The sequence below is a fragment of the Bradyrhizobium sp. 192 genome, from assembly GCF_023100965.1.
GTDB classification, from domain to species: domain Bacteria; phylum Pseudomonadota; class Alphaproteobacteria; order Rhizobiales; family Xanthobacteraceae; genus Bradyrhizobium; species Bradyrhizobium symbiodeficiens.
In genome coordinates this window covers 6,246,340-6,264,725 of record NZ_CP064690.1, presented here as the reverse complement: position 1 = coordinate 6,264,725, position 18,386 = coordinate 6,246,340, and the positions used below count along the sequence as shown (strand labels likewise).

Here is an 18,386-nt window from a genome sequence, read left to right as displayed (position 1 = left end):
TGAGCGCGCGATGAACGCACCGACGACTGCCAACGAAGACCTGCTCTACTCCGTCACGGACGGCATCGCGCGGATCACCTTCAACCGCCCGCAGGCCCGCAACGCCATGACCTTCGCCATGTATGATCGCATGGCGGAGATCTGCCAGGAGATCAACGCAGACCGCTCGATCAAGGCGCTGATCCTGACCGGCGCCGGCGACAAGGCGTTCGCCTCCGGCACCGACATCTCGCAGTTCCGCGCCTTCAAGACCGCGCAGGACGCACTCGACTACGAGGCGCGCATCGACCGCGTGCTCGGCACGCTCGAGCAGTGCCGCGTGCCCGTGATCGCCGCCATCGCCGGCGCCTGCACCGGCGGCGGCGCCGGCATCGCGGCCTGCTGCGACCTGCGCATCGGCACCGAGACGACACGCATGGGCTTTCCGATCGCGCGCACGCTCGGCAATTGCCTGTCGATGTCCAATATCAGCCGCGTTGTCGCGCTGGTCGGACCGGCCCGCACCAAGGACATGATCTTCAAGGCGCGCCTCGTCGAGGCGCCGGAAGCGCTGGCGCTCGGCCTGCTCAACGAGGTCGTGCCCGACGTCGAGACGCTGCAGCGCCGCGCCGACGAAACGGCGAAGCTCGTCGCCAGCCACGCGCCGCTCACGCTGGAAGCGACCAAGGAAGCGGTGCGCCGCATCCGCCGCACGCTGTCGCGTGAAGAGGGCGAGGACCTGATCCTGAAGGCCTATATGAGCGAAGATTTCCGCGAGGGCATGGACGCCTTCCTCAACAAGCGCACGCCGGTCTGGAAGGGCAAGTGAGGCTCATGCGCTATCGACGTCGTCCGTCGAAAGTCATATGCGCCCAATTGCCCGGCCGCTTGCACTCGTCAGCTTTAGTCCGCACAATGCAGGGATAGAATTCTTCCGCACTACAACTCAAAAAACATCAGGGGGCGAAACTCGTGCGAATTCCAGTGAAAGCCGTCGCCGCTGCGACGGCGCTGTTGTTGAGCACGCCGGCATTTGCCGGCTGGGAGCCGGCGAAGCCCGTCGAGATCGTGGTGGCAGCGGGCGCGGGCGGCGCCTCCGACCAGATGGCGCGGATGATGCAGGCCGCGATCCAGAAGAACAATCTGATGAAGCAGCCGATCGTCGTCTCGCTCAAGGGCGGCGCCTCGGGTGCGGAAGCGCTGATGTACATGAAATCCAGCGAGGGCGATCCGAACAAGGTGTTGATCGCCTATTCCTTGATCTACATGCTGCCGCTGTCGGCCAAGATCCCGTTCAACTGGCGTGAGCTGACCCCGGTTTCGGTGGTCGCGCTCGACCAGTTCGTGCTCTGGGACAACAGCGCAGGCCCCAAGACGGTGAAGGAGTTCGTCGCGGCCGCGAAGGCGGCGAGTTCGCCGTTCAAGATGGGCGGCACGGGCTCCAAGCGCGAGGATCACGTGCTGACCGTGTTCCTCGAGCAGAAGACCGGCGCAAAATTCTCCTATCTGCCCTACAAATCCGGCGGCGAGGCCGCGACCCAGCTGGTCGGCAACCACACCGAAGCCAACGTCAACAACCCATCCGAAAACCTCGAAGTCTGGCGCGCCGGCCAGGTGCGTCCACTCTGCGTTTTCGACAAGGAGCGCATCTCCTACACCACCAAGGTGACGGACACCCAGTCCTGGGCCGACATTCCGACCTGCAAGGAGGAGGGCGTTGACGTGCAATATCTGATGCTGCGCGCGATGTTCCTGCCCGGCAAGGTGACAGCCGAGCAGCAGGCGTTCTATGTCGATCTGTTCCACAAGGTGACGCAGACCGCGGAATACAAGGAATACATGGAAAAGCAGGCGCTGAAGCCGATCTTCCTCACCGGCAAGGACATGGTGAAGTTCCTCGAGGAGGATGATGCCGTCAACAAGTCGCTGATGACCGAGGCCGGTTTCGTCGCGAAGTAAGCACATCCTCCGCGTCATGCCCCGCGGAGGCGGGGCATCCAGTATTGCACAGAACTCGAATACGGCTTCTGCACGGCGTACTGGATCATCCGCTTCCGCGGATGATGACGGCGCAACTTGATTTGGCAGAGCATGTCCCAAACCGATCTGGAAATCGTCGTCGACGATCCGACCGCGCCTGAAGACGACTCGCCTTCCGTCGTCTCGTCCGGCACGGTCGAGATTGTCGTCTGTCTGCTGCTGCTCGCGCTGGCCGCCACGCTCGGCTACGACAATTGGCGCACCGGTGCGTCCTGGGATTCGACCGGGCCCGAACCCGGTTATTTTCCGTTCTATCTTTCGGTCATCCTCGGCGGCGGCAGCCTCTACGGCCTGATCGTGGCGCTGCTGGCGCGGCGTGCGGCGTCCGAGACCTTCGTCACGCGCGCACAGGCCCGCCGCGTGCTGGCGGTGTTCGTGCCGACGCTGCTGTTCTGCCTGGTGATGCAGTTCCTCGGCCTTTATGTCGCGAGCTTCCTGCTGATCTCAGGCTTCATGCGCCTCGTCGGCAAGATCGCGCTGTGGAAGTCGCTGCTTACCGCCTTCCTGTTCACTGCGATCATGTTCGTCACCTTCGATGTCGCCTTCGACGTCATCATGCCGAAAGGGCCGCTCGAAGCGGCCTTCGGCCGCTAGGCGGTTTCGCGATGGAAGCTTTCGGTCTCCTGCTTCACGGCTTCGCCGTCCTGCTGACGTGGAAGACGCTGGTGCTGATGATGGTCGGGCTGGTGCTCGGCATCTTCGTCGGCGTGCTGCCCGGCCTCGGCGGTCCCAACGGCGTCGCGATCCTGTTGCCGCTCACCTTCACGATGGATCCGACCTCGGCGATCGTGATGCTGTCCTGCATCTATTGGGGCGCGCTGTTCGGTGGCGCGATCACCTCGATCCTGTTCAACATTCCCGGCGAAGCCTGGTCGGTGGCGACCACTTTCGACGGCTATCCGATGGCGCAGCAGGGCAGGGCGGCGGAGGCGCTGACGGCGGCGTTCACGTCGTCCTTCATCGGCTCGCTGGTCGCGGTGCTCTTGATCACCTTCCTCGCGCCGATGATCTCGTCCTTTGCGCTTAAATTCGGCCCGCCCGAGTTCTTCGCGGTGTATCTGCTCACCTTCTGCTCCTTTGTCGGCCTCGGCCGCGAGGCCAAGCACAAGACCGTCATCTCGATGTCGCTGGGGCTGCTGCTCGCCGGCATCGGCATGGACACGGTGTCGGGCAATCTGCGCATGACCTTCGGCTCGGCCGAGCTGCTCCGCGGCATCAACTTCCTGGTCGCCGTCATCGGCCTGTTCGGCATCAGCGAGATCCTGCTGACGATGGAGGAGCGGCTGGCGCTGCGCGGACACGCCGCAAGCATTTCGCTCCGCGTCGTGCTCGGCGTCTGGAAGGACCTGCCGAAATACTGGGCGACGCTGCTGCGCTCCTCCTTCATCGGCTGCTGGCTCGGCATCACCCCGGGCGGCGCGATCGCGGCGTCCTTCATGGGCTACAACCTCGCCAAGCGCTTCTCGAAGGATCCCGAGAGCTTCGGCAAGGGCCGCATCGAGGGCGTGTTTGCGCCCGAGACCGCAGCGCATGCCTCCGGCACCGCGGCGCTGCTGCCGATGCTGGCGCTCGGCATTCCCGGCTCCGGCACCGCGGCGATCCTGCTCGGCGGCCTGATGGTGTGGGGTCTCAATCCCGGTCCGCTGCTGTTCGTCGAGCACAAGGACTTCGTCTGGGGCCTGATCGCCTCGATGTATCTCGGCAATGTCGTCGGCCTCGTGCTGGTGCTGACGACGGTGCCGATCTTCGCCTCGATCCTGCGCGTGCCGTTCGCCGCAGTGGCGCCGATGATCGTGGTCTCCTGCGCGATCGGTGCCTATGCGATCCAGAACGCGATGTTCGACATCTGGCTGATGCTCGGTTTCGGCGTCGTCGGCTACGTCTTCAAGAAGATCGGCATTCCGCTGGCGCCGTTCACCCTCGCGCTCGTGCTCGGCAATCGCGCCGAAGATGCCTTCCGCCTCTCGATGATCGGCTCCGGCGGTGACCTCAAGGTGTTCTGGTCGAACGGTCTGGTCGGCTCGATCACGACACTGGCGATCGTGTTGCTGTTCTGGCCGGTGATCGACGGCATGCTGTCCCGCGTCGGATGGACGCAACGGACAAGGGCGACGTCGCCGTAAGCATAAGTATTTTTATTTCAATGACATGCGCAGGCGATGTCGTTGTAGTCCGGGCTGCTACACGCCGCGATTGCTTCGGGATGTTGCTGCCGCGGCACAGCCTTTGGGCCAAAGCTAGCGTATGTTTCCAATCACATAATCGTGCGGAGGGGTTGTCCATGAAGCGGATCGTGATTGGAATGGCAGCGGCGATGTCGCTGTTCGCGACGGGTGCACTGGCTGCCGATCTCGCGGCGCGGCCTTACGTGAAAGCCCCGGTGATGGACCCGGTCTGGAGCTGGACCGGCTGGTACGTCGGCGCCAATGCCGGTTACAGCTGGGGCCGCTCGCGGACCGACGTCTCCTACGTCAATTCGGCAACGGGTGTGCCGGTTGCGCCTCCAGCCGGCTCCATCACCGGTGCATCGTTTGACATGAATGGCGGCGTCGCCGGCGGTCAGGCCGGCTATAACTGGCAGAGCGCCAATTGGGTCTATGGCCTCGAAGGCGACTTGCAGTGGTCGGGCGAACGCGGCAGCGCCACATCGACCTGCTTGATCACCACGATTGCTGGCGGCCCCTGCCTTCCCGGTTTGACGTTCGCTCCGGCTGGCCTTGGAACCTCCACCACCCTGACGGTCGATCAGCACCTCCAGTGGTTCGGCACGGTTCGTGGTCGCGTCGGCATCCTGGCGACCCCTAAAGTGCTGTTCTACGGCACCGGTGGTCTGGCCTTCGGTGAGATCAAGACCACCGGCACCATGACCGGCTTCACCCCCGCTGGCGTCGCGATTGCCTCGATCGGCACGAACTCGACGACGCGTGCGGGCTGGACCGTCGGTGTTGGTGTCGAAGGCAAGATCACCCAGAACTGGAGCGCCAAGCTCGAATATCTCTACATGGATCTCGGTCGCTTCTCTTCCGGTCCGTTCACGCTGGCGCCGCTCTCTACGATCAACGCCAACGTCTCGTCGCACTTCACCGACCACATCCTGCGCGCCGGCATCAATTACCAGTTCGGCGGTCCGGTCGTCGCGAGATATTGAGCAGATACTGAACCAACAAAGGCGTCAAACAACAAGCAAAGCCCGGCCTCGTGCCGCGCTTTGTCGTTTCTGTCCGATCTTTGATCGGCCTCGCCCCGCAGTCGCCTTGCTGCGATCGCGAGCCGCTCCTCCAAACGACCGACATTCGATCGCAGGACGCGAGCCGAACGGCTCTTCCCTAGTGTTGCCGCACTGAATCGCTCGCGCATCTTCGCGTCCGCGGTCAGGCAATGCCGTTTCTCGAGGGAAGATTGATGACACGAACTCTGCTGGTTGCGTCCGCGATCGCCATGCTGCTCGCGCCGCGAGCTTTCGCCGCCGATCTGGCGGTGCCGCACATCTATACCAAAGCGCCGCCGGTGGCCGCGGATCCCGGCTACAATTGGAGCGGTTTCTATGCCGGCATCAATATCGGCTACGGCTGGGGCCGCTCTTCCACGACAGCAAATTTCATCGACAGCAGGGCCGGCACAGGCTGAGCTCGAGCGCTGGAGCGTTCGATCTCAACGGCGCCATTGGCGGCGGACAGATCGGCTACAACTGGCAGCGCGACATGTTCGTGGTCGGTCTCGAAGCCGACTTTCAGGGCGGCGGACAGAAGGGCCGTTTCGACGCGTTGTGCGCCGGCGCGCCCGACGGTGTGCAGGACGGCGTCTGCACGCCGGGCCATCGCGGCGACAACACGTTCGATCCCGCGCTGCCGGTGACGTTCGATCTCACCCAGAAGCTCGACTGGTTCGGCACCGTCCGCGGCCGGCTCGGCGTCGCCGTGACGCCGCGTGTGCTGCTCTACGGTACCGGCGGCCTTGCCTATGGCCGCGTCTCCACCTCGGGCAGTGTCAGCGCAATCAATGTCGGCGGCTTCCCCGGCGCAGACGGCGGAACGTTCACACCGGTTGCAGCAAGCTTCAGCAGCAGCACGACCAAATTCGGCTGGAGCGCGGGTGCCGGCGTCGAAGGCGCCTTCGCCGACAATTGGAGCGCCCGGCTCGAATATCTCTATGTCGATCTCGGAACGGTGTCCGGCTCGCTCACAACGCCCGTTATCGCGCTTAGCGGCGCGCCGCTGGTCGTCAGCTATCGCTCGCGCGTCACCGACAACGTCTTGCGCTTCGGCCTGAACTACCGCTTCAGCGGCACGTGAGCCGCCACATGGCTCTTGAAGTCAAAAGCCCGGCGCGAGCGCCGGGCTGTTGTCGGTGGTGACGTCAGCGCGGCGCTCACACCACCTTGGCATCCCGCAGCTGTGCGATCTCGTCCGCGCTGAGGCCGAACTCCTTCAGGACCTCTTCGGTCTGCTCGCCGAAATCCGGCGGCCGCGCCACCATTTTGCTCGGCGTGCGCGACAGCGTCACGGGCTGGCCGACCAGGCGGATGTGGCGGTCCTCGTCGTTCGGCACGTCCTGGGCGATGCCGAGATGCTTGACCTGCGCGTCCTCGAACATCTGGTCGATGGCATAGATCGGTCCACAGGGTACGCCGGCCTCGTTGAGTTCGCGGACCCAGCTATCGGTCGATTTGGTCAGCGTGCGCTTCTCGATCTCGGCGTTGAGCGCGTCGCGGTTCTTGGAGCGGGCCGGTGCCGTCGCATAGTCCGGATGGCTGTAGAGCTCGGGCGCGCCGATCGCCTGGGCGCAGCGCTCCCAGATCCGTCCGCCCGTGGTGGCGATGTTGATATAGCCGTCCGAGGTCCTGAACACGCCGGTCGGAATGCTGGTCGGGTGGTTGTTGCCGGCCTGCTTGGCGACTTCCTTCTCCATCAGCCAGCGCGCGGCCTGGAAGTCGAGCATGAAGATCTGCGCCTGCAGCAGCGAGGTCTGCACCCACTGTCCCTTACCCGAAACTTCGCGCTCCAGCAGCGCGGTGAGAATGCCCATGGCGCAGAACAGGCCCGCCGTGAGGTCGGCGACGGGAATGCCGACCCGCATCGGGCCTTCGCCCGGCGCCCCGGTGATCGACATCAGCCCGCCCATGCCCTGCGCGATCTGATCGAAGCCGGGCCGCTTGTGATAGGGGCCGTCCTGACCGAAGCCGGAGATGCTGCCATAGACGATGCGCGGGTTGATCGCGGCAAGGCTGTCATAGTCGATGCCGAGCTTCTTCTTCACATCGGGCCGGAAATTCTCGACCACGACGTCGGCCTTGGCGGCGAGGCGCTTGAACAAGGCGAGCCCGCGCGCGTCCTTCAGGTTCAGCGTCATGGCCCGCTTGTTGCGGTGCAAATTCTGGAAGTCGGAACCCCGGCGAGGGCCGCCCGGCTGCTCGCCGCCGGCATCCTCGGTCAGCGCGTCGATCTTGACGACATTGGCCCCCCAGTCCGCCAGTTGCCGCACGCAGGTGGGGCCGGAGCGGACACGGGTCAGATCGAGCACGGTGAAGCGCGACAGCGCTTCGGAGGCATGCGGAAAGGGCATTTTGAGGCTCCGGGACAGATTGCGGGCCTACCATAGTGCCGAAAGATCACCCCGCAAGCCGGCCCGGCGCCGATGCCGCCTGCCGAAATGCCATGCCTGATACCAAGCCTGATGCGGTGTCCGAGCGATCACCGCGACAAGCGCTTCAACTCTGCGCGCGCCTGCTCGGCAAGGGGGGCGTCGCCGTGGCGCGCAATGAAGAGCTCGAGGGCTTCCCGCGTTCCTTTCCCCCGGGCGGCCTCGTATTCCTCTGCCACCGCAACGGCGGGATCGCGGGCCATCGGCATGGTGGGCGCACGGGCCGCCTTGCCGCTGTCGTCCGCCTTGGCCTTTTCCACCATGACAGGCAGTCCTCCGAAGGGTTGATGGTCCAGGCCTGCGAGCGCCATCAGGGCGCCGAACAAGCCGGCCGGGAGTGAAAATCGTGGCATGAAAAGCCCTGCAAACTACGGGTGCCGCGGGACCCGGAGGCCGCTGCCGGGGTCCCGTATGACTACGGGATTTGATGGCTAACGAAGCCCTATGGAAGAGCGCGGGCGCCGCTGCCCAATTTAAACCAAACGTTCAACTCTCAAGCTAGAATTATGTGCCGTCGCGGCGAATCACGCGCGATGCGTTGCTCTGGAGAGTCCATTGGCTACCGCTGTTAACGTCAGTGCCACCAACAACGCCGAGATCGACGGCTTGCTGTCGGGTGCCAAATGGTCCGGCACGATCACTTACAGTTTTCCCGATGCAACGAGCGACTATGCCAATCCCTATAGCGGCGGCAACGGCGAGCCGACGACGTCCGGCCTCTCAGCGGTGCCCACGCAGATTCAGGCGGCGATCAATTACGCGATCGGGCTGATCCTCAGTTACACCAACGCCGACATCCAGTACGCGGGCACGAACGGCGCCGACATCATGGTCGCGCAGTCGCCGGCGGCCAATCCGACCGCCTACGCCTACTATCCCGGCAATTACGCCTCCGGCGGCGACGTCTGGTTCGGCACCCAGTACAATTTCTCGCTGGCCAAGCTCGGCAATTACTACTTCACCACCGCGCTGCACGAGCTCGGCCACGCCCTCGGCCTCAAGCACAGCCAGGAGACCGGTGGCCCGGCGAACGTCGCGGTGCCGAGCGCGCATGACGACAGCGAATACACCGTCATGAGCTATCGCAGCTATGTCGGCGGTTCGACCACGTCCGGCTACACCAACGAAGCCTACGGATATTCGCAGACCTATATGGCCAACGATATCCTCGCGCTGCAGACGATGTACGGTGCGGACTACACGACCCAGAGCGGCAACACCGTCTACACCTGGAATCCGACCACGGGGCAGGAGCTCATCAACGGTGTCGGGCAGCTCGCGCCGGGCGGCGGCGTCGGTGGCTCGGCCAACCGCATCTACGAGACGGTCTGGGACGGCGGCGGCGTCGATACCTTCGACCTGTCGAACTACACGACGAATTTGAGCATCAATCTCAATCCCGGCGCCTCGTCGGTGTTCTCCTCCGTGCAATTGGCTTATCTCGGCGATGGCCATTACGCGTCGGGCAACGTCTACAACTCCTATCTCTATAACGGCGACGCACGCTCCTACATCGACAACGCCATCGGCGGATCCGGCAACGACACCATCGTCGGCAACGCCATCGCCAACACGCTGAACGGCGGCGGCGGCAACGACGCGATCACCGGCGGAGCGGGCAACGACACCATCATCGGCGGCTCGGGCACCGACACCGCGGTGTATTCGGGCAGCCGGGCCAACTATTTCGTCGCGTATAACGTGGCGACCCAGACGTTCACCGTGACGGACCAGCGTAGCGGCGCGCCTGACGGCACCGACAGCCTCGCGAGCATCGAGTATTTCCAGTTTGCGGACGGCACGGTCGCAAGCTCCAGCCTGATGACGACCGTGATCGAGACGTTCGGATCGACCAGCCTGGTGCTCACCGGCGGCAATTACCACATGGACAGCATCGCGACCGGCACCGGGCCCATCCTGAAGTATGCGGGCTCAGCGGTGATCGCGGCGAACTGGGGCACGTGGTCGGTGATCGGCGTCGAGCAGGTGTCCGGCGGCGGCTACGACGCGGTCTGGAAGGATTCGGCAAGCGGCCAATATTCGGTGTGGAGCACGGACAGTAACGGCAACTTCCTGACCACGCTCGCTGCGGCTCCTCAAGTGCTGGGAACCGATCCATCGCTGAAGGCGCTCGAGACCACGCTGCAGCAGGACCTCAACGGCGACGGTACCGTCGGCGTCCCCGCTGCCTCCAGCACGACGATCGAGGCGTTCGGATCGACCCGCCTGGTTCTCTCCGGCGGCAACTATCACCTGGACAGCATCGCGACGGGCACCGGGCCTATTCTGAAATATGCGGGCTCTGCGGTGATCGCGGCGAATTGGGGGACGTGGACGGTGATCGGCACCGAGCAGGTGTCGGGCGGCGGCTACGACGTGGTCTGGAAGGAGTCGACGAGCGGCCATTATTCGGTTTGGAGCACGGACAGCAACGGCAACTTCCTGACCACGCTCGGGTCGGCTCCCGACGTGCTGGGAAATGATCCGTCGCTTAAGGCGTTGGAGTCGACGCTGCAGCAGGACCTCAACGGTGACGGCACGATCACCGCCACTGTTGTCAGCGGCACCACCATCGAGGCGTTCGGATCGACCCGCCTGGTTCTCTCCGGCGGCAACTACCACATGGACAGCATCGCGACCGGCACCGGGCCTATCCTGAAATATGCGGGCTCTGCGGTGATCGCGGCGAATTGGGGGACGTGGACGGTGATCGGCACCGAGCAGGTGTCGGGCGGCGGCTACGACGTGGTCTGGAAGGAGTCGACAAGCGGCCATTATTCGGTCTGGAGCACGGACAGCAACGGCAACTTCCTGACCACGCTCGGTTCGGCTCCCGAGATGCTGGGGAGCGATGCAGCGCTGAAGGCACTGGAGCCGACGCTGCAACAGGACCTCAACGGCGACGGCACGATCGCGACCCCCGTTGCCAGCGGCACCACGATCGAGTCCCTGGGATCGACTCGTCTGGTCCTTTCCGGCGGCAACTACCACATGGACAGCATCGCCACCGGTACCGGACCTGTCTTGAAATATGCGGGCTCTGCGGTGATCGCGGCGAACTGGGGCACGTGGAAGGTGATCGGGGCCGAGCAGGTGTCCGGCGGCGGCTATGACGCGGTCTGGAAGGACTCGTCGAGCGGCCATTACTCGGTGTGGAGCACGGACAGCAACGGCAACTTCATCCGGACGCTCGGCTCGGCTCCCGAGATGCTGGGGAGCGATGCAGCGCTGAAGGCGCTGGAGCCGACGCTTCATCAGGATCTCAATGGCGACGGCACCATCGGCGCAGCGCCGCCCGCGACTGCGGGGCTCGGGAGCTCCGGTGACGGCTTTGCGTTCAATTTCGTGCAGAGCGAGACTTCGTTGGCCACCGTATCCGAGGTACCGGACGCCATGCCCGCACCGGTCAATTTGCCGACTGCGTCAGAGCTGTGGACACAACAGTTGGCTAGCCACGATTCGGCCGTGAACGACATTCTGGCCGATTTTGTTCACAACTTGCAGGGACACGGCTTTCTGCTGAGCTGACAGTGCTGGTCTTTGGCGACGGGTGGGTGGGGATGTGCCGCCATTCTGCTGACGCTGACTTCGCAATCCCGGCTCATGCCCAATCGTTCCACCAGGGCGTCTCCGCTTTCCATCGTCAGGACTACGTCACGGCATCCCGCATCTTCATCCCGCTCGCCGAGCGGGGCAGTACTGCGGCCTGAAGGCCTGCGGGCTCGGGGTGTTCGGAGGGAGCGGTGCGGAGCGTCACACGAAGACGCGATGCCGGTGTTTCGCCCGACGCGTCAAATCGCCGGTCAAAACCGTCGTGAGTGCACTCTCTAAGCCATTGATAACGCAGCCGCCGTCTACTGTGCATGGGGTTGTTTTCGCAATTTTTGATGTGAGCAGGGTCCGCAATGACGATTATCCAATCGCGCCCGCTTCTTCCTGTTCTGTTCTGCATTTCAGGCCATCCTGGCCATCTCGCCCGGGGTGGGCCGGATGGTGTGGGTTGATGATGCCGCGGATCGGAACTAGTTTGGCGCTGATGCCTCGCCGTCGTGTGGCGCGGCCGGTCGCAGGGGAATATCGATGTCCGGGTGGCTGAGGCCGATAGGATTGGCCACGCTCTGCATGTACCGATCCGCTGCCGCGAGCCCACCCGCAGATGCCGGGGGCAAGCTGGCGATGCCGGGCCCGGCCGATCCGTCGTTCTCCCCCTTCGTGCCGCGCTCGACGCCGAAGAACGGCGAGTCGGATGGGCTCTGAGCGCTGGCGGGCGCGCGGCCGATTGCTCGACGGGAAGGACGCGGCTTGACCGACAAGCAAATTGACGCGCCCGGCACGGCCGACGGTTCGAGCAGGCCTGGCGGCATCGGTCGCGCCCGCCGCCTCATGCACGGCTGGTCCGCCAACCTGGTCCAGATGGCGCTGGGGCTGTCTCAGCAGCTCCTGCTCATCCCGGCCTTCCTGCATGTCTGGACCGGCGACATGCTCGCGGCCTGGCTCGCGATCTATGCGGCGGGAAGCCTCGTCGTCGTGGCGGATGCCGGACTGCAGCTTCGCGCGATCAACCGCTTTCTCGCGTTCAAGGCTTGCGCCGATTGCGACGGGCGCACGGCGCAGTTTTATGCGGCGCTGCTGCGGATCTATCTCGCCATCGTGGTGGTGCTGGGTGTCCTGCTGTGCGCAGCGGTAGTCCTCGCGACGCCATCGGCGGTGCTCGGCTTTCAGGCCACGCCGACATTCGACGCTGCGATGCTGGTGATGATTTTGGGCATGCTTCTGACCGTGCCCGCCAACCTCGTCTCCGGCCTCTACCGGGTGCGCGGCCATTACGGCCGGACGGTCTGGCTGCAAAACGCCGCGCTGCTGCTCGGACAGATCGCCCAGCTCGCGGCGCTCGCATGGTTCGGCAGCCTGCTTGCGGTTGCGATTGCCTTCGTGTCGATGCAGCTGCTGTTCGCGATCCTGCTCGCCGCGTTCGACGCGCCGCGACTGTTTCCGTTCCTGCGCCGCGCCGGCAAGCCGCCGTTGGTGCCGCCATCGCTGCGCTGGAGCGTCGGGCAGTTCGGCCGCGCGGTGCCCTTCGCGGTCGCCAACATCACCGAGCTTGCGCTCATCAACGTTCCGGTGCTGCTGGTCTCCGCGCTGGTCACGAACCGCGTCGCGGTGGCGCAATGGGGCCTGACGCGCGTGATCGCGAGCCTGGTGCGCGGTCTCTGCCTGCAGGTGACCCTACCGCTCGCCGCCGAACTCGGCCACGACCATGCGGTCGGCGACAAGGATCGGCTGCGCCGGCTCTATGCCCACGGCTCGGTGTTCGTGACCGGCCTCGCCTGTCTGATCGTCGCGGGCCTGCTGCCGTTCTGGCCGGACTTCTTCGCGTTGTGGACCCATGGCAGCATCCCCTATGACGCGCCGCTCACCGTGACGCTGCTGCTCGGCTCGGCGGCCGTCGCGCCGTCGCTGCTGGCTCTGGTCTTCGCCAATCATAGCAATCGCGGCGATCTCCTGATCCGGACCAAGGGCCTCCAGCTCGTGGTCTTCCTGGCGCTGTCCTTCGTCCTGATCCCACAGCTCGGACCGCTGGGCGCAGCACTCGCCGTGGTCGCGAGCGACATCCTCATCCAGTTCGGATTGCTCGCGCTGATCGTCATGCGGCAGACTCTGCACCATCCGTTCAGGCACATTGCCTTCCTGTTGCTCATGGCCGTCATTGTCGTGGGAACAGGCTGGCTGATCGGGCAGGCGATCATCGCGCTGGTACCGGGAAGCGGGCTCGTGCACTTCATCGTGGAATGCGCGATCTGGCTGGCCGCAGTCGGCACGCTCGCAAGCCCACTGTTGAGCGGGGCGCTGCGCGAACGCCTGAGGGCGCGCATTCCGGCATAGGACGATTCAGCGCGCGGTCAATGCCAGCCGGTGCTTCAGCCGTTCCAAATGACGCGCGAATTGCGCGTGGCCGGCCTTGGTCTCCTCGGCAAACTGCGCGAGGCGGAGGTGACCGGCCGCACGCAGCCGCTCGCGCGTGCCGTCGGCGCGCAGGCTCACGATCGCATCCGCCAGCGAACGCGGGTCGTCATAGTCGAACAGGATCGCGGCGTCGCCGGCCTGGGTCTTGAAGGCCTCGGGATAGATCACCGGCGTGCCGACCGCCCAGGCTTCAAGCGGCGGAAGATTGGTCGGGCCGAAATAGCTCGGCATCACCAGCGCCGCGGCGCCGCGATACAGTGCGCCGAGCTCGGCGGACTCGACGAAGCCGATGATGGAGATCTGGTCCGACAGGCCGTAGGCGCGGATCGCCGTATCGATCTTGTCGCGGCCGCCGCGATCCGATCCGCACAGCACCAGCCGTTCAATGATGCCCCTCTCGCGCAAGCTTGCCAGCGCCGCGAGCAGCGTCATGTGGTTCTTGTGCGGCCAGAATTGCGCCGGATAGAACAGATAGCCGGGTTTGAGCCGGTATCGTGACAGCACCACCTCGTCGTCGGCGGCGTCGGACGTGGACTGGCTGACATAGGTGGAGGGCGAGAACGGGATGCAGACCGCGCGCTCCTGTTCCATGGCATAACGGCGGCTGAGATCGTCGATCAGCTCCGGCGCGTTGACGATCACGACCGCCGCCTTGGTGCTGGCGAGGCCGAACAGGATCTCGCGGCGCTCGAATTCGCCGAACGTCCTGACTTCCGGAAATTCCGGCGCGTCGCGGTGGCAGCCGTCGAAGATCGTGATGATGAACGGCAACTCGTAGAGCAGCAGGTGCCGCTTCGAGGTCGAGGTGAAGTGCACGACATCGATGCCGTCGCGGATCAGCGCACGCTCGAAGGGCGATTTCAGCTTCAGCGCGATCTGGACGAGATCGAACGGCCCGCAATATTTCAGGAAAAGGAAGGCATGGTCGAGCGGGCCGAACTTGAGCAGACGCGCCGTGACGGCGAACTCCTTCAGGATGTCCAGGGTCTTCGGATAGGGCGAGTACACCACGATCTCGTTGCCCGACTTGGCCGCCCAGTCGCGCAGCCAGAGCAGGTCGTTGAGCGGCTGCTGAAAGCCGCCGCCGACCTCGAGCGCCTGTTCCAGCATCACGGCGAGCCGCAGCGGTCTCACGGTGCAACACTCTTTCTGGCGACCGCATAGGCCGCCCAGCTCTTCGAGTTCGGCGCGTCCTGCGTCAACCATGCGGCGTGAGCGGCGGGCTCGAAGCCGCTCGCCGCAAGCGCCGCGTCGATCTCGAACGGAAACCAGTAGCGCATGTGGTGCGCTTCATCGACACGCCGGATCGTGGCGCGATCCATGTCCTCGCAGAACAGGGTGTAGTTCACGGTGACGGTCGCGGCCTGTTCGTCATGATCGGATTGCGCAATGCGGGTGAGGCGCAGCGGCATCTGCTCGATCACCTTGACGCGCGTCTCGACGCCTTGCGCCAGCACGGCGCCGCCGTACCAATAATCGAAGAAGAAGACGCCGCCCGGCTTCAGCGCCGCGTGGGCCGTGCGGAACATGGCGGTCAGCGCATCGCGGCTGGTCTGATAGCTTGCGACGTGGAACAGCGACACCACGGCATCGAAGTCGCGTTCGGGACCCGTCTCGCAGGCATTACCCTGCCGGAATGGAATAGACAGTCCGGCCTGCCCGGCGCGCGTCTTGGCGCGCGCAATCATCTCGTCGCTGAGATCGACGCCGGCAACATTCCATCCCTGGCGCGCGAAGGCGAGCGCATGCAGGCCGGTGCCGCAACCGAGATCTAGCAGCTTGCCCGAGGAAACGCCGTGGTCGCGCAGGCGCGCTTCGACGAATGCCGTCTCGGCCGCGTAGTCCTTGTCCTGATAGAGAAGATCGTACCAGGGCGCGTAGTCGGCGAACACCGTCACGCCAGGATCTCCTTCAGCGCCGCGGCCGATCGCGCGATCTCGTCGTCGGTCAGGGCAAGCCCGCTCGGCAAGTAAAAACCGCGCCGGGCGATGTATTCCGCGTTCGGATGGCTTTCGTCGCGCATCAGGCCCATCCGGCGCAGCACCGGCTGCTCATGCATGCACCAGAAGAACGGCCGCGTCCCGATGCCTTTTTCGCCGAGGCGCCGCATCGCCTCCTTGGCGTCGAACGGCACCTCGTCGTTCAACACGACACCGTAGACCCAGTAGATGTTGTCGGCATAGCCAGTGCGGGCGACGGGGCGGCGGATGCGATTGAGGCCTGCGAGGTGTTCGTCATAGAGCCGGCCGATCCGGCGCTTGATCTCGACCGTGCGCGGCAGGCGCTCGACCTGGGCGACGCCAAGCGCAGCCTGGAGGTTGGTCATGCGCGCGTTCCAGCCGAGCTCCTCGTGGACAAAGCGTTGCTGCGGCTGGAAGCAGAGATTGCGGTAGCCTTGCAGCCGATCGGCGAGCGCGTCGTCGTCGGTGAGGATCATGCCGCCTTCACCGGTCGTGACGTGCTTGTTCGGATAGAAGCTGAAGGTCGAGACGTCGCCGAAGCTGCCGCAGGGCGTGCCGCGATAGGTCTGGCCGTGCATCTCGGCGGCGTCCTCGATCACCTTCAGATCGTGCTTGCGGGCCAGCGTCAGGATCGGATCGAGATCGACCGGCAGACCGTAGATGTGGACCAGCATGATCGCGCGCGTGCGCGGCGTGATCGCGGCTTCCACGCCCTCGGCCGTCATGTTCCACGTCGCGGCATCGCAGTCGACTCCGATCGGGACCAGGCCGGCACGCACCAGGGCAGCGGCGCAGCTGATGATCGTGAAGGTCGGGATGATGACTTCCGACCCCTCATCGAGCCCAAGGGCATGGACGGCGATGTCGAGCGCGACCGAGCCGTTGGTGACGGCGGTGCCGTGTCGTCGCCCCGCGGCCGCGGCCATCGCCTGCTCGAAGCGCTTGATGAACGGCCCCTCCGAGGAGATCCATCCGGTCCGGATGCATTCGGCGAGATAGTCGGCTTCGTTACCGTCGAGCAGCGGCGTGTTGACGGGAATGAACGGTGCAGTCACAGGTTTGGGCCTTTGATCCGGATCTCGGACGGGGAGGCTTCGGCAAACCGGGTCTTGTCGTTCTCGCCGGAATAGGGACCTTGCTTGATCTCGAACATCTCGAGCGGCTCGAGCACGTGGAAGCCGTGAGCACCGCTGCAGAGCAGGATGATGTCGCCGGCACCGAGCACGCGGCTTTCGAGATATGTTTCCTCGACGGTGTAGAAGTCGACCTGGAGCTTGCCCTTCTGGATCAGCAGGACCTCCTGGGTGTAGTGCACCTCACGCGTCACCTTGTTGTGGCGGTGGGGCTCGATGGTCTTGCCTTGCGGATGGCTCATGAAGGCGAGCTGCTGGGACAGCTCCGGCGTCGAGAAGAAATGGATGCCCGGCTCGCGGAACGAGGCCCGCACGATGATCGCGTAGAGCTGGTCGCCGAATCGAACCTGTTCGACGTGTTCCATCGTGAGCCTCGAAAAATCGCTGTGATTAGAGTGAGATAGCTGTCTCACTCTGCACTTTGGCCATTTTGGCCGGGACCGTCAAGGGCGGACGGGCGTGGCGCTCGGTTCGCCCGCCGGTGTGGAATTCAGCCGATGTATCCGAGGATCTGTTCGACACGCCGACGGAAGATATGGGTGGCAAACGTCCTTGCCTGTCCCGCCCTGGCGATGGACTGGCGCGCCGTATCGTCGGCAAGATACCGATCGATCAACGCGAGACAGTCCTCGACGCTACGCCATGCGATGACCTCGCGCTCGGGAGCGAACAGCGTGTGCAGATTGTCCTTGAAGTCGGTGAGCAGAAACGCGCCGACGCCGGTCGCTTCGAACAAGCGGGCATTGCCAGCCTCGCGACCGGCCATGTCGATGTGCGAATTGAGGGTGACGCGGGAGGCGCGCAGTGCCTGGTACATTTCAGCGCCCCACACCTCGCCCTGGTAGCAGCGGTGCAGCGGCGAGGAGGCGGGAAGGGAATGCAGGCCGCTGCCGAACAGTTTGAGATCGTAGCGCCGCGCCACCGCTTCGAGCTGCGCGACGCGAAGCTGGTGATCGGCCGATACCGCACCGACGAAGGTGACGTCGAACGCCTGCGAGGGTGGCGGAGGCAGGACGTCGAGGATACCGGGCTCGAAGGCGAGATGGATCACTTCCGCGCGTGCTCCATGGGCACGGAAGAAATCCACCACCGCAGCCATCTGCGAGATCATGAGATCATAGACCGACCAGTCCTCGCCGCGTGAGGGCGAGATGCCGATCTGGCCGATCAGGATCGGGCGGCCGATCCCCTTGATCCGGCGCGCCAGGCGCGTGTCGACGTGAAACAGATCCTGGTTGAGGACGAGATCTGGCTTGAAGTCCTCGATCTGCGCCAGCAGGATCTTTTCCGCTTCGGCATCCAGGCGCGGGCTGAGGCCGACCTTGCGCGCGAGCGGCCGCAGCACCGGCTTGAAGGGGGCGACCGCGCGTTGCAGCCAGCCGGGAACGGCATCGCGCGCGGCCGGCGTGCCGGGCGGCGGCGGCTCGGTGACGGCAAGGCCGTGCTCGCGCGCCCAGGCCGCCCGCATCCAGGGATTGTTGACATGGATGTCGGCGGCGGCGTGCCCGAGGCCGGCAAAATTGCGCGAATAGAAATCGGCGACGCCGAACAGGCTGGCGTTCCGCGCCGCCATCTGCGCCGCGTAAGGCTCGTTCTCGAGGCCGGGCGTACGCCGGTAGAGCCAGGCGAGGAAGCGCGGATAGTCGGCGTTGAGGATCAGGATGCGCAC

17 protein-coding genes are annotated in these 18,386 nt (G+C 64.8%); 10 read left to right on the top strand and 7 right to left on the bottom strand.

Translation table 11 applies throughout. From position 1 onward, the window contains the following. The first annotated feature begins 10 nt into the window (after positions 1-10). The 7 genes from IVB24_RS29335 to IVB24_RS29305 all read left to right on the top strand — a co-directional run bounded on the left by IVB24_RS29335 (position 11) and on the right by IVB24_RS29305 (position 6,311). The gene (locus IVB24_RS29335; protein ID WP_094972568.1) at positions 11-808 is read left to right on the top strand and encodes an enoyl-CoA hydratase/isomerase family protein; all 798 of its coding nucleotides are present in this window, start codon (positions 11-13) and stop codon (positions 806-808) included. A gap of 155 nt (positions 809-963) precedes the next feature. Beyond that, positions 964-1,938 carry a tripartite tricarboxylate transporter substrate-binding protein gene (locus tag IVB24_RS29330; RefSeq protein ID WP_162308655.1) on the top strand — a complete coding sequence of 325 codons (975 nt, stop codon included), beginning with the start codon at positions 964-966 and terminating at the stop codon, positions 1,936-1,938. Between the two features lie 132 nt (positions 1,939-2,070). Beyond that, positions 2,071-2,613, top strand: a complete 543-nt coding sequence (locus IVB24_RS29325; RefSeq protein WP_094972566.1) for a tripartite tricarboxylate transporter TctB family protein — start codon at positions 2,071-2,073, stop codon at positions 2,611-2,613. An 11-nt stretch (positions 2,614-2,624) separates the two neighbouring features. Further along, on the top strand, positions 2,625-4,142 hold the full coding sequence (locus tag IVB24_RS29320; RefSeq protein WP_094972565.1) for a tripartite tricarboxylate transporter permease: 1,518 nt from the start codon (positions 2,625-2,627) through the stop codon (positions 4,140-4,142). A gap of 158 nt (positions 4,143-4,300) precedes the next feature. Then, positions 4,301-5,167, top strand: coding sequence for an outer membrane protein (locus IVB24_RS29315; protein WP_247769983.1), 867 nt, complete (start codon positions 4,301-4,303; stop codon positions 5,165-5,167). A 254-nt stretch (positions 5,168-5,421) separates the two neighbouring features. Beyond that, positions 5,422-5,646 (top strand): hypothetical protein, encoded by a 225-nt coding sequence (locus IVB24_RS29310; protein ID WP_247769978.1) that lies wholly within the window; start codon positions 5,422-5,424, stop codon positions 5,644-5,646. A gap of 74 nt (positions 5,647-5,720) precedes the next feature. Beyond that, positions 5,721-6,311, top strand: a complete 591-nt coding sequence (locus tag IVB24_RS29305) for an outer membrane beta-barrel protein (protein WP_247769976.1) — start codon at positions 5,721-5,723, stop codon at positions 6,309-6,311. A gap of 76 nt (positions 6,312-6,387) precedes the next feature. Here the strand turns inward: IVB24_RS29305 and IVB24_RS29300 are convergent, their stop codons facing one another. Both IVB24_RS29300 and IVB24_RS29295 read right to left on the bottom strand, forming a co-directional pair. Beyond that, on the bottom strand, positions 6,388-7,581 hold the full coding sequence (locus IVB24_RS29300) for a CoA transferase (protein WP_247769974.1): 1,194 nt from the start codon (positions 7,579-7,581) through the stop codon (positions 6,388-6,390). 128 nt (positions 7,582-7,709) lie between these two features. Beyond that, positions 7,710-8,012 carry a hypothetical protein gene (locus tag IVB24_RS29295; protein ID WP_247769972.1) on the bottom strand — a complete coding sequence of 101 codons (303 nt, stop codon included), beginning with the start codon at positions 8,010-8,012 and terminating at the stop codon, positions 7,710-7,712. Positions 8,013-8,214: 202 nt separating this feature from the next. Between IVB24_RS29295 and IVB24_RS29290 the strand changes: the two genes are divergently transcribed. The 3 genes from IVB24_RS29290 to IVB24_RS29285 all read left to right on the top strand — a co-directional run bounded on the left by IVB24_RS29290 (position 8,215) and on the right by IVB24_RS29285 (position 13,542). Then, positions 8,215-11,187 (top strand): M10 family metallopeptidase C-terminal domain-containing protein, encoded by a 2,973-nt coding sequence (locus IVB24_RS29290; protein ID WP_247769971.1) that lies wholly within the window; start codon positions 8,215-8,217, stop codon positions 11,185-11,187. Positions 11,188-11,781: 594 nt separating this feature from the next. Continuing rightward, the gene (locus IVB24_RS40085) at positions 11,782-11,916 is read left to right on the top strand and encodes a hypothetical protein (protein WP_256471526.1); all 135 of its coding nucleotides are present in this window, start codon (positions 11,782-11,784) and stop codon (positions 11,914-11,916) included. 45 nt (positions 11,917-11,961) lie between these two features. Then, positions 11,962-13,542 (top strand): hypothetical protein, encoded by a 1,581-nt coding sequence (locus IVB24_RS29285; RefSeq protein ID WP_247769969.1) that lies wholly within the window; start codon positions 11,962-11,964, stop codon positions 13,540-13,542. A gap of 6 nt (positions 13,543-13,548) precedes the next feature. Here IVB24_RS29285 and IVB24_RS29280 read toward each other — a convergent pair whose 3' ends face one another. From IVB24_RS29280 to IVB24_RS29260, 5 genes are all read right to left on the bottom strand, one after another. Further along, positions 13,549-14,757 (bottom strand): glycosyltransferase family 1 protein, encoded by a 1,209-nt coding sequence (locus IVB24_RS29280; protein WP_247769967.1) that lies wholly within the window; start codon positions 14,755-14,757, stop codon positions 13,549-13,551. Beyond that, a complete protein-coding gene (locus IVB24_RS29275) occupies positions 14,754-15,521 on the bottom strand; it encodes a class I SAM-dependent methyltransferase (protein ID WP_247769966.1) in 768 nt (255 codons plus the stop codon). The genes IVB24_RS29280 and IVB24_RS29275 overlap by 4 nt, the downstream gene beginning before the upstream one ends. Beyond that, positions 15,518-16,639, bottom strand: a complete 1,122-nt coding sequence (locus IVB24_RS29270; RefSeq protein WP_247769964.1) for a DegT/DnrJ/EryC1/StrS family aminotransferase — start codon at positions 16,637-16,639, stop codon at positions 15,518-15,520. The genes IVB24_RS29275 and IVB24_RS29270 overlap by 4 nt, the downstream gene beginning before the upstream one ends. Next, entirely contained in the window at positions 16,636-17,082 is a 447-nt protein-coding gene (locus tag IVB24_RS29265) for a hypothetical protein (protein WP_094972556.1), read from the bottom strand. The genes IVB24_RS29270 and IVB24_RS29265 overlap by 4 nt, the downstream gene beginning before the upstream one ends. 125 nt (positions 17,083-17,207) lie before the next feature. Next, positions 17,208-18,386 (bottom strand): glycosyltransferase, encoded by a 1,179-nt coding sequence (locus IVB24_RS29260; RefSeq protein WP_247769963.1) that lies wholly within the window; start codon positions 18,384-18,386, stop codon positions 17,208-17,210.

Bases quoted from the DNA above. Each gene is read 5' to 3' on its own strand.
- IVB24_RS29335 (WP_094972568.1), top strand. From the start codon at position 11: ATGAACGCACCGACGACTGCCAACGAAGACCTGCTCTACTCCGTCACG.
- IVB24_RS29325 (WP_094972566.1), top strand. From the start codon at position 2,071: ATGTCCCAAACCGATCTGGAAATCGTCGTCGACGATCCGACCGCGCCT.
- IVB24_RS29320 (WP_094972565.1), top strand. From the start codon at position 2,625: ATGGAAGCTTTCGGTCTCCTGCTTCACGGCTTCGCCGTCCTGCTGACG.
- IVB24_RS29315 (WP_247769983.1), top strand. From the start codon at position 4,301: ATGAAGCGGATCGTGATTGGAATGGCAGCGGCGATGTCGCTGTTCGCG.
- IVB24_RS29310 (WP_247769978.1), top strand. From the start codon at position 5,422: ATGACACGAACTCTGCTGGTTGCGTCCGCGATCGCCATGCTGCTCGCG.
- IVB24_RS29305 (WP_247769976.1), top strand. From the start codon at position 5,721: ATGTTCGTGGTCGGTCTCGAAGCCGACTTTCAGGGCGGCGGACAGAAG.
- IVB24_RS29300 (WP_247769974.1), bottom strand. From the start codon at position 7,581: ATGCCCTTTCCGCATGCCTCCGAAGCGCTGTCGCGCTTCACCGTGCTC.
- IVB24_RS29295 (WP_247769972.1), bottom strand. From the start codon at position 8,012: ATGCCACGATTTTCACTCCCGGCCGGCTTGTTCGGCGCCCTGATGGCG.
- IVB24_RS40085 (WP_256471526.1), top strand. From the start codon at position 11,782: ATGTACCGATCCGCTGCCGCGAGCCCACCCGCAGATGCCGGGGGCAAG.
- IVB24_RS29265 (WP_094972556.1), bottom strand. From the start codon at position 17,082: ATGGAACACGTCGAACAGGTTCGATTCGGCGACCAGCTCTACGCGATC.